We start from the raw sequence: 15,146 nt of genomic DNA on the forward strand, positions 1-15,146 counted from the left end.
CCAATCCAGGATAACCCATCGACGCTAGATGCGAGCGAATCGATGCACTCACACGATCATGAAATCATGAATCAATGAGACTGCGGGCTTATGTGCTCGCACTCGGAGCAGGCGCCCCGGAAGTCGATAGACATTTTGCGATCTGACGTACGGCTTGACGGAGTCGCTGCTCATTTTCGACCAGCGACATTCGCAGATAGCCTTCGCCCGCATTGCCAAATCCGCTGCCCGGACTGACCGCGACGTTGCCCTCTTCGAGCAATTTCATGGCAAAGTCCATCGTGCTCATCTTGCTCTTCCAAGGCTCGGGGACCTCGGCCCATACGAACATACCTGCTTTGGGCGGGGTTAGGTTCCACCCCAGTCGCCGAAGTCCGCTGACCAACGCATCGCGGCGACCTTGATAGATCATCGACTGTTTCTCGACGCTCGCCTCGGTTTCTCGCAGCGCCACGATTGCCGCAATTTGAATGGCTTGGAACATGCCATAGTCGTAATAGCCCTTGATCGTCCCCAAACCGCGAATCATCTCGGAATTTCCGGCACAGAACCCGACTCGCCAACCCGCCATGTTGTAGCCCTTGCTCATGGTGGTGAACTCGACGCCCACGTCCTTGGCACCTGGAGCACTCAAGAAACTTGGTGGTTGATAGCCGTCAAATGCGACATCCGCATAGGCAAAGTCATGAATGACCATGAACTTGTATTTTTTGGCTAGCCGCACGACTTCGACAAAGAAATCAGGCTCAATCACCGCAGACGAAGGATTGTGCGGGTAATTGACGATCAAAACCTTTGGCTTGGGAGCCATATGTTCGCATGTGTACGCGACATTACGCAAAAATCGATCCGGATCGGCGACGTCCAACGCGACGACGTTGCCGCTAGCCAAAATGACCCCGTACATATGAACGGGGAAATAAGGCGAGGGGATCATGGCGGTATCGCCCGGCCCCATCAACGCCAAGCACATATGCGAGAAACCCTCTTTGCTGCCTAAACAGGCGATGATTTCAGAGTCCGGGTCGAGCCGCACACCATATTGCCGGTTGTACTTGCTCGCGACTTCTTTTCGCAGATTCGCGATCCCATTGGACTTGCTATAGCCATGGTTCCCAGGATCCGACGCGGCGTCGATCAATTTTTGGATCACGGTCGGATCAGGTGGATCGGAGGGATTGCCCATGCCGAGATCGATGACATCGTCACCCGCTCGCCGTTTTTGATACAGCGAATTGTTAATCCGCCCAAACATGTAAGGGGGCAGCCGGTCGACGCGAGAGGCAAATTTCACCTCGAACGGCTCCGGAACAGGATCGGTCGTCAGCGGTGCAATCGCAGGAGCATCGATGTTGGGCGTATCAGCGTCAAAAGGTTGACTCATGTCATTCAAGCCAAAAGGTATTTGTCAGATCGGAAATTCGAAACCGTGGTCGCAGGCGAATCGTACCGCCGTTGCCGGTTTCGAGGTATTGTCGACCAGACACCAGCAATCGCCCAGGGGTTATCGGTTCTTTGCAGCAAGAAATGAGTCCCGCAAACCCTAAAAACTCAGCCCAAAAGCGGGTTGTATTGGCTTTTCCAGCGGCTCAAGGGGCCCATCTAGCCGTAAAAAAAGCCCAGCATTAATGCTGGGCTTCCTAATTCTGCTCGTTTCCTGCACATCACGTGTAGGAAAAGTAGAGCTATTTTTTCGTGGGTTGAGGAGCGGTAGCCATTTTCGGGAGCTGTTTCGCCACGGCAAAGAAGTTGTCGATTTCGGCCGCCGATTTGAGTTCATCGAAGCGGACATTCATCGCCATATTCATCTTTTTCTCTGACAGATCGCGGACAAGTTCCGAGCGAACATCTTCGATTTGCTTGACCACGGGGTCGGTGTACCCCTGGCATCGCATGATGATGTATTTGTCGCCCGTGACAACAATTCCACTCAGGTCGCCAGGTTTCATTGCATACGCTTCTCGCTCGATCGCTGGTTGACCACTGTGTTTGCGAATCGGGGGAACTTTGCCCATGTTGCTCGCCGAAACCGGTTCGACGCTGTATTGTTCAGCCAATTTGCCGAAAAAGGCGTCGTTCGGGTTGTCGCGAGCCATTTCCCAAACTTTTTGAGCACTGCGTTGATCCGACAATACGATTGCCAACACTTCGACCCGCGGTCCGTAGGACGACTCGAATCCTTGTTGGATGTCTTGCTCGTTCAGAGCAACCGAGTCCTCGACTAGTTTTTTAAGTGCCACGCTCGGCCACACCGCGTCGCGGATGTACAAATCTTGCGTCGTGGTTCCATCGGATGTTACCGATTTCATCCAAGCGTCGACGTCGGGTTGGCCATTGGCTGCCATAAAGCCAAAGCTCGCAGCAGCTCGCTGGATCTCTTGTTGAAGATCAGCATCCTTGACCTCTTTGTTGGCTTTTTTCAGTGCTTGCGAAAGCAGTTTGCGATTAATTTCGCCTTCGAGAACTTCGCTTCCGTGACGTTTGGCACACTCGGCGGCAACCGCAGCCAAGCTCACTTGTTGTCCGTTGATAATCGCAGCAACGCCAGGATATTGCTGAGTTTTCTCGGCGTCACCCAATACGGTCACGACTTGAGCATCAGCCTGCAGTTGAGCGAAAAGATCTGTCGCGGCACCTCGCATCTTTTCATCTCGAATGCGATCGTTGATCTGTTCGCGGATGCTGGGCATCGCTTGCGGGCTTGGCGTGGTAGCTGGCAATCGACGCACTGCTTGAAGGAAAATCCACTGATCGCCAAGTTGCAGTACAGGAGAAACTTCGTTGTCTTGCAATGCGAACGCGGCCTCTTCCAAACGAGTGTCGCCGGTGTAGTGGCGAATTGGAGGGATCAACCCGCCCACGCTTGCACTGGCCTCGTCTTCACTGTGTTCTTTGGCTAGCGACGCGAATTGATCAGGATTTGCAGCTGCTTTTTGACGCAATGCTTCAGCGTCTGTCTTGCTTGCCATCATGATCAATCGGCATTTGACTGCTTCGCCAAACTGGGCAATGAATGCCTTGTTGAATTCTTCGTCGCTGACTTGCACACGGTTGCTGACCAAGCGACGTAGCGCCAACATCGGCCAAACAATTTCGCGGCTGTATTGGTCAGGCTGGATATCGCGTTCTTCTTGCAGCAGTTGCAAATAGGCTTGCATCGACAAGCCAAATTTCGAAGCGATGCGGTTGATTTCCTCTCGAACCTCGGTGGACGTGACCTCAATTCCACTCGTCTTACAGGCCTGTAGGATCAAATGGCGGTTCACCATGTTCTCGAGAACGTCATGGCCGTAACGGCGAAGCGACTCTTCGTTCAGCGTTTTGCGGGTAATTGGATCGGCATTGACGACCGCGACGACATCGTTCGAAGTGTCCTGAGCCGCAACCGGATGGCTGAGCGATGTGAGAATGACGCTCAGCAGTAGTGTCAGATAGAGGCCGACGCGAAGCAGCGAAGTCATCCACTGCTTGAGTTGATTGGATGTTAGGGGCATGGCGGTCACTCCTTTGAACCGACAGAGATCGTTGACATCGCCGAGAAATTACATGGGCAGCTTACAACTGCATTCTCGAGCGATAGTGCCTTCGAGCAGGAACATAGGAAAAATTCCTATTTCGACTCAAGACTAAAAGTTTTGCGGTCGGGGCAAGAAACGTGAATGACGAATGCCGTAAGCGTAGACATGACTCGATCTACAAATGATTTGTAATTCCTACGGAAGTAACACATCGCCACGAGCCAGAGCGGAACCACGTCTTTGCCTTAAGTCGTTTCTTGAAAACGAGTTGCAGCTTATTGCGGGATTTCTTTTTGAGTTTTGGCACACCTCGTGCATTAACCCTCTTTCGTTGCCAAGACGAATCCACTCAGGAAACGAAACGGTAACGACTTCTCTATCTCGACGACGAAATTAAACGCAAAGGACACTGCCATGTTGGTTTTAACACGCAAGCTTGATGAAAAGATTCAAATTGGCAACGACATCACGATCACGCTGATTCGAGTGCAAGGCAACACGGTGCGAATCGGCATCGACGCCCCCCGCGACATTCGAGTGATTCGTGCGGAACTCGAAGCGTTGGATAACGCAGCTGAGGCTGACGAAAATTCTTTGAGCGAGCGGGAAGAAGCGTTTGCACACCCAACGATGGTCACAGGCCGCTCAAAAAAGCATGCAGCAAAACGACGTGACTCGTCCGCCGAAGTTAAAGTGCCTGCTGCTGCAACGAATCGTGTTGGATCGTTGTCGGGCGAAATCTACATGACCCGTGTGCCCGCAGGCGGCAACGCAGTCCGCAAGAATGCAGCTCCCTTGGCAGCATTTTTGCCAAGCGATGTGAATGTGGGAATCGCTCAATAGAGCGGTCTGTTGTTGAGAAAACGCGACTGCACACGAAATGCATCCGGTTAACGTCGGTAGGCGTCCGCAGCATGCATCGGTGCTTCGCTCGGCTGAATCGCGACGCGATCGTTAGCGTCGACGCTTTGAAGATGTTCGAGCAAGATACGGCGAACTTCGAAAATGGCTTTCCCTGTCATGTGAATACGAGTGTGTTCCGCGTCAACCATGATTTCACTTTCCACGTCATCCATGTGAGCACTGGCGTATTCCACGACACCATCACTTTTACGCGATTTGGAACTCAGTAGTGAAGGTTTTTCTAAGACGCCAATAATGTTGTGAAACTTGACGTTGGATGATTTCTTTGCTCTCAGCATGACCGGAAAAATGGGCGATTTTGGCGATAGCGAGTCCACCGCATTCACGGCGGTCAACAAATCCGTATCACGAAAAAAGTCGGGATTTTCGCGGGTCAATCTCTGTCCGGTGGATACGAACATTTGAGGAAGTTTGATGAATTTCCGAGCCAACCACTGTGTGTAATCGTTCGAAAAGTCGCTGCCGCGGTGGGGAGTTCCAATCGTGATCACGCGACCCACGGACTGATTGGGCTTAAAGAACAGCGTGCTAACTAGTTTGACGCGATCTTCTTTTGCCCCTTTTAACTCGTTGGCAGGTTGGTCGCTGACAATTTTCCAGAAATCGTCGCCGCTATCCATTGTTTGCAGACGGCTGACGAGCCCTCCCATGCTGTGTCCGACCAACACCATGTTGTCGACCGCTTGGTCACGATGTCCGGGATCGAAGGATCCTCGCATCGAGGCGAGGTCCGTACGCAGTTGTTGAGCGCTAATCCAAAACGGTTGACCGGACGGGTAAAGATAGAACCAAAATTGATAGCGTTCTCGGATCTCGGGAAAACTGCGGAGGTCATTGAACATGTCCATCCACGTTAGCGGGCTCGACCAAAGTCCATGGACCATCAAAACGGGAATACGTTCAGGATCATACGGTTCGAGCATATAGATGCCTCGCCTCTCTTGTGATCCATCCGGGTCCAGCAAGCCTTCGGTCGCATGGTTGCGTTTGCGAAATTCAGGGCTGTCTAAGAAATAGGCAAGCGGTGTCGTGAGATCCGTTTCCAGTGGCACCCACTGTTTTGCGATTTCAATTTGGTTTGCTTCGAGCGGATCAAAAAATTCCAGTACACAGGTCGACGATTCGCCGGTTCGTTTGCCTGACGTCCCCGGTGAACAACGCATCATCGCAGATACGGCATAGCTCAATCCCGAAGGATAGTAGCGTTCGCGGGCATCACTTTTGTCAGCGGGTTTTCGCACCGCGATTAAGGGAACGCCAAGCCCGTAGGTGGTATGCCGATTGTTGAGCGTCTCGATATCAAAGTCACTGACGAACTCGTATCGGTCGAACTCCTCGGGTTTCCATTTGCCTCGCATTTCGGTGCGGACAATAAATTCTCGATCAGGAGTCGAGATGGTGTAGTTGCTGCCAGGTTCGATTCGATGTTCGCTGCATAAGATTCGCAGCGTGTCCTCAAGCGATTCGTTGTACAAATCGCATGCTGCACGGAATTGTGGATCAAACGCATTGCGAGTGATCTGCAGATCGTCGCTGAATAAATAATCGTACGAATTTGTGAGTGCGATTCCATAATGGTTCAGTGCATTCAGCGAATCGCCACTGCGTTCCGCCTTTTTGCCCTCCACATAGGAAAGTTCACTCAACGCGTAAACCAAATCGGAATCGGGAGACTCGTTGATGGTTTGCCGAATTTTCGCGAAGCATTTGTTGCGATCGGCCGCATATTGGTCTTCCAAACCAAACCGATTCAACGTGTGCCATGTTCGCTCGCTGACCTCAGGGCCGCGAAATGTCACCAATTTCAGGTTGGTGGCGAGCGGATTCTCTCGAATCGAGCGATTCGAGACATAACGGGTGGATGTGCAACCCGACCCAAATCCAAGCAGCGTGAACAGGAGTAGAAGATAAATGCCGGTCGCTTGGTTTAGCGGATTCGCGGCACTCGAATTCGACGCATAAGAGCGCGTAGTTGCCGATTTCGCATCCCTGTGGGTGCGAAAGTCGTGGGTCACGCATTCCGTTGCGAGCAATTGCGGCATTCCGATCCATCGTCCTGACGTGGCAAGACCGCTAAGTTAGAGACATTAAAGGCAATTTTGACCAACGTTAGAAACGTTGGGCATTCGCTGTCAACCTTAGCTTGTGTTCCCTATTGGAAACCGCCACCACCGAGGCCGCCACCACCACCGCCGCCCGGGACAGTGCCGCTATCTCCATCGACGAAGTTAAACGTTCGCACGTCACCGACTTGCGAAAACGTGGGCACAGGACTGATTCGAACATAACGACGGTCCGACGAAATGATCGCTAGGGTCGAAACCGAGGCTCCTTCGGGAAGCTGTGTGATTTCAGGTCGGAAACCAACCGCACCACGATTGAAGCGACCTAGGCCTCCTAGCCCGCCAACTCCACCAGCACCTCCTGCGCCCCCAACGGATCCGCCTGTCAACGATTGCACGTCATTGAAAAGATTTTGCAGGACTTGAGCCGCATCGGGACCATCGCCAGCAAACTGGGCAAGTGCGTCGTGGTTCATGTCACGTTGGACGTCTCGCAAGTGAGCAAGCTGAGCCGCTGCGATGTCTTCTTTGCGTTGTCCCTCTTTGACTTCAAAGACAACCAACGCGTCTTGTTCTCCGATTGGAATTTCTTCGCGAATGAATCGCTGAGTTGGACGGCCTACGTCGGTGATGATTTCGACTGTGGCATTTCCAGTGGAAACGTCACCCCAAACTCGGCGAATCAACAATCGGTATTTTCCTGTGAAACCTTTCGGGCACAGGTAGGTTTCTGAAACGGTGCCTAGTTCATCGTCACCACGACCGGGGAATGAATCGCCCAGCAATGTGCCACCGCCAGCCGACGAGGGGCTGTCAATTGCACAAACGGTTCCCGATGGTTCTTCGACAGCCACGTCAAGGTCGGCGTCGCCTGTCCAGGAAACACGGACAATCGCGTCATGCGAAGCGGCAAGTCGCAGCGAATCGCTGAACTTCTGGGCATCTTCGGTTCGGCCTTCGGCAATCAATTCGCTATGCGTTGCACGAGCAACCAAGCGAGCTTGTTCGACGATCGGTTGGAATTTCTCGGGCCACGCCTGGCTCAATACACCGCTGCATGCCCACGACAAGGCGTCGACATCATTCAGTTGCTGAGCGATGCGAAGTCCCATCAAGTAGGGTTCGCGTCGATAGGGATCGAGTGCTGAAATCTTTTTGCACAACTGCAGCGCCGCAGCTCCCGAACCAACTTCTTCGAGTCTCGCAGCGACATGCAGGACTTCTTCCGGAGTCTCGGCAAAGTCAACTGCTGAAAGCAGCGTGCGTTCAATCTCCTCTTTTGGAGCGTTCGTTGCTTTGAGAGCGATTGCGTAGGCTTGATACATCCATGTTTGGACGTGTCCGGCACGCATGGCAGCCGCAATCGTATCTCGCATCTCTACGAAACAGGCCACGGTTTGCTCGGGCTTGCCGGATTCTTGGAACTTCAACGCTTTGGTCGACCACTCGCGAACCGTTGAACGAATGCGTTGATCCAAACGAGTCAGGTCTTCAGCGGATTCGATCTTTTCAGACGCAAAGAATTGGTCCCATGCTTCGGCTTTGGACTGACCCTCGGCGACTTGAAGTCGGATCGGTTTGATATCAAAGCGTGAAATCGTTTTCTTGGCAGGTTTCGCAACCGGTTTGCTCGCAGCGTTTTCCGAGCGAGTCGCAGGAGTGGATGCCGTGGTTTTGTTTTGTAGCGAAACGTCATCAGGAACGGCAAACATACCTCCGCCGCCCATGCCTCCGCCGCCCATACCACCGCCCATACCGCCGCCGCCCATGCCGCCGCCCATTCCACCGCCGCCCATGCCGCCACCCATACCGCCGCCCTGGCCGCCGCCCATACCGCCGCCGCCGAGTTGCATAACAGGAACGACGAGGTCACCGACGGGATAGACTTTGGTAACGAGGTTTTCTTCGGCCGCTTCTTGCGTGGTGATCTGCATCACCTCGTCCTTGATCATGTAGGTCAAGTCGAGTTCGCGAAGCAACAGCCGCATGAACGAACGAAGCGAAACGTTCTTAAGTTCAATCGTGACGGGACTGTCTGCGGTTAGACCAATTTCTTCCAAAGCACGTCGATCAATGACGATAGGAATATCGTGGTCCGTAGCGATTTTCTGGATCGCTTCCTCAAGCGGTGTTTCTACAAAAATCTGGCTTGTTTCGTCACTGAGCGTGGCTTGAATTCGACGCTCGGTGTCGTTGTCACCAACCAATTCGATCGCACCGTAACGCTCAATGCGGCGTCGGCTAAGTTTTTGCCACGCATCGGCTTCGGGCCAAACCACGGGGGGTTCATCCACAAACGGAATCGCCGCTTTCAAAACGAGTGAGAATGCATCGACAAAGTTACGATCTCGCATTTCGGTGTAGCGACGATCGCGAGCATAGGTTTGCAGCCACAACGGATAATCAATGAATTGACGTCCTGCGGTCGAGTCACGTGTGATCGTATCCCCTGCCAAGCGAGCAAAGGGAATCGAGACTTCACCGTCCGCCTCTTCGTAACGTCCTTCGTCAATCAAGGCGTTCATTTGCTCGGACAGTGTTTTGAGCGACTGTTCGGTTCGGAAGGTTTCCTCGAGCAAACGCGTCATCGAGTTCGCACCCTTGGCTTGTTGTTCAAGGTTCGCTTGAGCATCCATGAAGCGAGCTTCTTTGCTGCTGGCAAGCTGAATGGCTGAACGGACTTCGCCCATCAATTCTTTACGCACTGCTGGACTGACGTTTGCCGTAATCTCAATTCTTCCGAGCAATGACTTCAATGATCCAGAGACTCCCTGCGGGTCGACCACCAATTGGCGGCGGGCTGCACGAAGTTGCGAGTTAACCTCGGCACGCAGACGGCCTTCGGCTAGTGATTGTTCGGCCTCGACTCGATCGAGCAAATCGCCACCAGATTCGAGCAATTCGTCATCACCCGCCGCAGGACCAAAGAAATTGTTGTCTCGCATCGGAGCCGCGTTTCGTGGCTGAGCCACATTTCTTGGCGGTGCCGCCGCACGGGGAGCGGGTTGTCGCGGAGCAGCTGCTGGTTTTGCAGCCGCTGGCGCCTCGTCCTGGATATCCATCGGGTCATTTTCGACCACAGCGGGTGCAGGATCGTCTCCTCCGAATACATCACCGCCTGCTTCTGCCGCGGTGTCGCTGCCAAAGACATCGCCGCCCTCGTCCATCGGGGCGTCACCACCGCCGAAAATGTCATCAAAAGGCGAGTCGGCTGGATTTTGAATGATCAGCGTGTTGGCTTCTTCCGTGACCGTTTCGATTGCCTTGGCCTCGGGGTTGTTCGGATCGGCCTTGAGTGCTTTCTCGGCGATCGCCTTTGCACCACGCATGTTGCCTTGCTTGACGGCGATGTTTGCGGCACGAACGAGATCTTCGGATTGAGTGGCCAATGCATGAGCCGTTTCACGCAGCATCGGCGAACCGGCAGTGGCCAACATCAGTCCGCGATTGTCGGCGGAATCATCAACCAAACCTGGCAAAAACGCAAAGTCGGGATGGCTTGTTTCAATCGTGCCATCGATCTGGATAGCAACATTGGCTGAAGTCGTTTCACCCTTCAATTGGAACGCGACCTCTCCGGAGGCCATCTTCATGTGGCCTAGCAAAATGGAGTCGCGGTCCAGACGAAGCGGTGGCAAACGATCTTGTTGAACGGTTTTCATGCCCTCAGTCAGCTTGGCATCGCTAAGCCAAATCGGTGACATCGAGGCCGACTTGCCGACCTGGCGTGAGATTTCGACGGGACTCACATTCTCTCCGGTTCCGACCACTCCCAAAACGCCGCCAGTTTGATTGGCCAAAATTCCCATCACTTCGATGTTCGCTGTGGGGCCGATCAAGATGCTGTGAACCGAAATGCGATCCGATCGCAATGTATCTACCAAAGCTTCGAAACGTTTTTTGTCCGCGTTCGCTTCCAGCGACGATCCGTCGCCGATGTAAACGACACTGCGAGTTCGATTGGCGGGTTCGCCGACCAAAGTCGCTCGAATCGAGTCAATTACGGTGATTAGGTTGGTGTTTCCAAGCGGCAAACGTTGACCCAGTTTCGCAATCGCGTTTTGTGTCATCGAAGAGCTTGGCGAGTCGAAGTCGCCACTCAAATCGGCCGTCTTGACATCCGCAGCAAACAAGCGAACACGATCCCCCGTTCGCAATTGCTCGATGGCACTGCGGAGGGCCGCGATCGAATCGCGACGGTATTCGCCGACTTGGCTCGCCGATGTGTCCACGACGATGACGATATCCGCCTCCGCGTCGCGAACTGCATTCATCAACGAATCACTCGCCGATGGTTGAAGCGAAGCTGCGAAGTACGCATCACCCGAAGGCATTTTGTAGCTCGCGACCCGGACTTGTCCCCCATCACTCGATGTTTCGTCAGCCGAAACTGTGGGAATCCAAATCGCTGCAGAAAGCAGCAGACCGGTCGCCAGCTTGAGGGGGGCGGATTGTTGAACGATTAGTGCGACTTGTCGCAATCCCATCTGATTATCTCTTTCGCGAGTGACAGAAAACGCGTTTTGCTGTGTTCTGGTTCTGAATAGCGGAAAGTAGGGCAGAAAAGCACTCTCCCATTAGAGAGTCTATTTCCCATGTATCTCTTTTGCTACGAAAAAAACGGGGTTTCGCCGCGTTGAGGTGTCGAACATGACGATTGTATGTGTTGCATTTTGCTACAGGTGTTGCAATCTACCTCAGCACACTGAATCGAATGCCCCATTTGGCTTGACCCTACCTTCATGAAAGCTAGCACCGTGCCAAAGTCACGTTCGTTCGACGACAAAAAAAACGAGAATTATTTCGTCGACACACCAGTGGGCGTTTGAAAAGCTGCCGATGGTTTGAAACGCTACGAAAAAAGGCGAGGCCGATCTCGAAAGACCGACCCCGCCTCGCACGGGGGGACGCTTAATATCTGGTTGTTGAACTCATGTTGCCTCGGCGTCCCGCTGACACAACAAAGACTAGTTCGACTCTGTGGTCCAAGCCGAATTTCTTGATCCGTTCCGCTGTAAATTGCAATTCAAGATTGCTACAACGTCCGTTTGTGACGTTCGTCCCAATCATGCAGCGCGTAGGCTGCTGCTTTCCGCACCAAGCGAGGGCTCAGTGTTCGGATCAAGGTATTTCCCAGCGTTTCCAGCGTCATCTTCGCTGCAACCACGATGCCCCTCCAACGAAGCCCAGGTTGTCGCGGCGGCAACCAGGCCGCAAACTGCATCGGGATTGCTTGAAGGTTCAGGCAATGGCACGAAAACATTTGAATGTTGAAGGGAGATCCAGCTTTGACGGATCAAAAAATCGACTTGCCCGAGCGGCTGGACCTTATCGCGGTCGGCGCACACCCAGACGACGTCGAAATCGCTTGTGGTGGAACGTTGGCGAAACTTGCCAACAAGGGATATCGAGTCGGCATCATCGATCTGACCGATGGCGAACCGACACCCAACTCGCCAAGTCCCGAGGTCCGGCTGCTTGAAGCACAAGAGGCCGCGAAGGTGCTTGGTGTGAAAAAACGAATCCAGCTCGATTTGCCTAACCGCCGTTTATTCGACTGTTTCGAACATCGCGTCGCCTTGGCCAAGGAATTTCGCCGTTATCGACCTCAGCTAGTGATTGGTTTTGGCGAAAAAACCCCGATGGCGTCGCCTGATCATTGGCAAGCGATGCAAATCACGGATGCCGCGGTTTTCTACAGCCGGCTGACCAAATGGGACGAGTACTTTCCCGGTTTGCCCGTCCACTCGATCCAGCGACAACTTTATTATCGCTTGGCAGTCGAGCCTGATACGTTGGCGGGAAATCCGTATCATCAAATCGTCGACATCAGCGACACGATCGAAACCAAGATCGAGTCCATCCTGTGTTACAAAACCCAGTTTGAACACAAACCGAACATTGTCACCCGTGTTCGGGCTGCTGCGACCGTGACCGGTGCGGCCGCCAGTGTGACGGCCGGTGAATCGTTTGCGGCGGCAAAACCGTTCGCGGTGGATAACCTGATGCTGACGCTGGCGCTAGAACCGTTGATGGACTAATCGCGTTTTCCGCGTTTCGGCGTGCTTTCCTCTTCACCTTCTTCGTCGCCCTCGCGGTGACGGCGGTGCAGATACATCTTGATCGGCACCTCACCAAACGGCAGGTGGTCTCGCAAAACGCCAAGCAAGTAACGCTTGTAATCGGCCGTAAATGCCTTCGGTTCGCTACACATCAACACCACGGTTGGCGGTTCGGTGGAGACTTGCGTGGCAAAGTAAATCTTGGGCCGACGGTTTTGGTACATCGCGGGCGGATGGGCGTCGATGGCCGCTCGAATCAGCCGGTTCAGCTGCCCCGTGGTGACTCGTTCGCGAGCTTGTTTGAACAACATCGTCGCGTGATTTAGCAGCGTTTTGACATTCTTTCCGGTCTGGCCGGTGATGAATGCGATCGGGGCATAAGTGAGCGTCGGGAATTGGGCGTGAATGTAGCGAACCCAACGATCGGTGGGCACTTGGCCGTGATATTTGTCCCACTTGTTGATCACGAAAATGCACGGCTTGTGATTTTCCATCACGTAGCCCATCAGCTGTTTGTCGACTTTGCTGACGGTTTCGCCCGCATCGAAAAATATTAATACCACGTCCGCTCGACGAACGCTTCGCTGAGCACGGTGCATTCCGTAATATTCGAGGTCGGTTCGTTGGCTCTTGCGTTTGCGAAGTCCTGGCGTGTCGATGGCCATAAAAGATTGGCCGTCCATCTCGAAAATCACATCGACGCTGTCACGCGTGGTCCCTGCAACTTCGCTGACGATCATGCGGTCGTCTTCGGCAAGCGTGTTGACGAACGTGCTTTTGCCGACATTTCGTCGCCCGACGATCGTGACTTTCATTTGCGTTTCTTTGACCGTTTCGTCGTTCGCTTCGGGCAAACGATCCACGATCAGTTCCAACAAGTCTTCGCGATTACGGTTCTGCGTCGTGCTAACGCAAATCAGGTGACCACGGCCAAGTCGCTGAAAGTCTTCGGCGAGCAGGTCTTGGTGTGTTTGGTCGGCCTTGTTGGCGACCAAGATCACCGGACGTTGAATCGTTCGAAGACGCTCGGACACTTCTTCGTCCAACGGCATCACACCCGTTTGTACGTCGACCACCAACACGATCACGTCGGCGGTATTGATCGCGATTTCAATTTGGTTGTGGACGTCGTCACTCAAATTATCTGCATCGACGACCCCCATTCCTCCCGTGTCGACCAGCTCGAAAAAACGGTCATTCGATTCGATCAGCGTCGTCATTCGGTCCCGCGTTACGCCTTCGTAATCGTCGACGATGGCAAGGCGGCGGCGCGCAAGCCAGTTAAATAGGCTGCTTTTGCCTACATTGGGACGACCGACAATTGCGACTCGAGGGACGGGCATTCGTGATTACAGGGGTGCGGGAACAACTAACAGGGGTACGCGAACAACAATGTGACTATGCGCTTAAGCACTGAATCCTATTCTCGGCGACCCAAATCACAAAGCCCTAGAAGACGTTCCTAGCTAGATTCGCTAGAATCCGTGCCATGGCTGACAAGATTTCACCCCCGTTGGATCGCGATCAATTGATCATGCAAGCCGCTGCGCTTGCCGACCATTTGTCGCGGTCAGGCGTTCAGTGGATGCCGCGTCCCAATCCGCAATCGGTTGCCGAGCTGAAGTCACGTTTCGAAGCTGCAATTTCCGCTCCGCCTGCCGAAAACGCGAACGTGGCAGCGCCCGACGTGCCGCCTACGCCCCCCCCGGCGGCGAATATTAAGGCGACGACCACCCCGTCAGCTCCGCCGCGCAAGCCCGTTTTGACTCCGACGTTGCTCGGCGACTCCGCCAAACCCTACCCTGGGGCAAGTTTGCCGTTGGTGCAGCGTGAAAGTGAACTCGCAGCTCTGGCAGGCGAAGTGGCAGAGTGCCAACGATGTCCTCAATTAGTTCATTGCCGAACGAATACGGTCTTTGGCGAAGGCAACGCCGCTGCTCGCATCGTGTTCTTTGGTGAAGGCCCCGGGGCGGACGAAGATCGCAGCGGACGTCCCTTTGTCGGCAAGGCAGGGCAACTGCTGACCAAAATGATCCAAGCGTGCAAATTTGCTCGCGAAGATGTTTACATTCTCAACACCGTCAAATGCCGTCCCCCAGGCAATCGGAACCCCGACCCTGAAGAAATCGCCAACTGCCGCCCCTATTTTGAGAAGCAAATTGAGCTGATTCGTCCCGAATACATCGTCTGTCTCGGGGCGGTTAGTGGGCAAGCCTTGCTCGACAGCAAACTATCTGTCGGACGACTTCGCGGTCAGTTTCATTCCTATTTCGGCAGCAAAGTGGTGGTCACGTATCACCCGGCGTACCTGCTGCGAAACCCAGCCGCCAAAAAAGCTGCCTGGGACGATCTGCAAATGATGCTTCGCGATGCAGGACTGATCTAAGCAGTTAGGCAGGAGTCTTTCAGTAAATTGGCCGTTTTGGCGCTAGCCACGGTTCCCGCATTCAACCGGGGCTAGCGCCCAAACGGCTAACGGGATTTCACCCAATGATTCCTGCGTACCTGCTTAGCTGCAAAAAAACTTTGGCCTTTTTTCGATCGGGATTCATCTCAATCCCGCCAAAGAGCCCTAACTT

General features: G+C 53.7%; 9 protein-coding genes. 3 read left to right on the top strand and 6 right to left on the bottom strand.

The features are described from left to right. Positions 1–88: 88 nt before the first annotated feature. Both SH528x_RS29230 and SH528x_RS29235 read right to left on the bottom strand, forming a co-directional pair. Entirely contained in the window at positions 89–1,384 is a 1,296-nt protein-coding gene (locus SH528x_RS29230) for an aminotransferase class I/II-fold pyridoxal phosphate-dependent enzyme (RefSeq protein WP_442506968.1), read from the bottom strand. A gap of 301 nt (positions 1,385–1,685) precedes the next feature. Beyond that, positions 1,686–3,494 carry a peptidylprolyl isomerase gene (locus tag SH528x_RS29235; protein ID WP_442506969.1) on the bottom strand — a complete coding sequence of 603 codons (1,809 nt, stop codon included), beginning with the start codon at positions 3,492–3,494 and terminating at the stop codon, positions 1,686–1,688. A 438-nt stretch (positions 3,495–3,932) separates the two neighbouring features. On the opposite strand from SH528x_RS29235, the gene SH528x_RS29240 reads away from it, so the two are divergent. Next, the gene (locus SH528x_RS29240; RefSeq protein ID WP_442506970.1) at positions 3,933–4,361 is read left to right on the top strand and encodes a carbon storage regulator; all 429 of its coding nucleotides are present in this window, start codon (positions 3,933–3,935) and stop codon (positions 4,359–4,361) included. A 47-nt stretch (positions 4,362–4,408) separates the two neighbouring features. Here SH528x_RS29240 and SH528x_RS29245 read toward each other — a convergent pair whose 3' ends face one another. The 3 genes from SH528x_RS29245 to SH528x_RS29255 form a co-directional block, all read right to left on the bottom strand. After that, positions 4,409–6,484 (bottom strand): esterase/lipase family protein, encoded by a 2,076-nt coding sequence (locus SH528x_RS29245; protein ID WP_442506971.1) that lies wholly within the window; start codon positions 6,482–6,484, stop codon positions 4,409–4,411. 110 nt (positions 6,485–6,594) lie between these two features. Next, positions 6,595–10,992: a hypothetical protein gene (locus tag SH528x_RS29250; RefSeq protein WP_442506972.1), complete on the bottom strand. Its 4,398-nt coding sequence runs from the start codon at positions 10,990–10,992 to the stop codon at positions 6,595–6,597. 548 nt (positions 10,993–11,540) lie between these two features. Further along, entirely contained in the window at positions 11,541–11,729 is a 189-nt protein-coding gene (locus SH528x_RS29255) for a hypothetical protein (protein WP_442506973.1), read from the bottom strand. A gap of 64 nt (positions 11,730–11,793) precedes the next feature. On the opposite strand from SH528x_RS29255, the gene SH528x_RS29260 reads away from it, so the two are divergent. Continuing rightward, positions 11,794–12,546: a PIG-L family deacetylase gene (locus SH528x_RS29260; protein ID WP_442506974.1), complete on the top strand. Its 753-nt coding sequence runs from the start codon at positions 11,794–11,796 to the stop codon at positions 12,544–12,546. On the opposite strand, the gene der is transcribed toward SH528x_RS29260, so the two are convergent. Continuing rightward, positions 12,543–13,910 (bottom strand): ribosome biogenesis GTPase Der, encoded by a 1,368-nt coding sequence (gene der, locus SH528x_RS29265; RefSeq protein ID WP_442506975.1) that lies wholly within the window; start codon positions 13,908–13,910, stop codon positions 12,543–12,545. The genes SH528x_RS29260 and der overlap by 4 nt on opposite strands. Before the next feature lie 146 nt (positions 13,911–14,056). Here der and SH528x_RS29270 point away from each other — a divergent pair, with 146 nt between their 5' ends. Beyond that, positions 14,057–14,953, top strand: a complete 897-nt coding sequence (locus tag SH528x_RS29270; protein ID WP_442506976.1) for a uracil-DNA glycosylase — start codon at positions 14,057–14,059, stop codon at positions 14,951–14,953. Positions 14,954–15,146 lie beyond the last annotated feature (193 nt).

It is taken from the genome of Novipirellula methanifontis (genome assembly GCF_052161655.1).
In the GTDB taxonomy this organism is placed as follows: Bacteria; Planctomycetota; Planctomycetia; order Pirellulales; family Pirellulaceae; genus Novipirellula.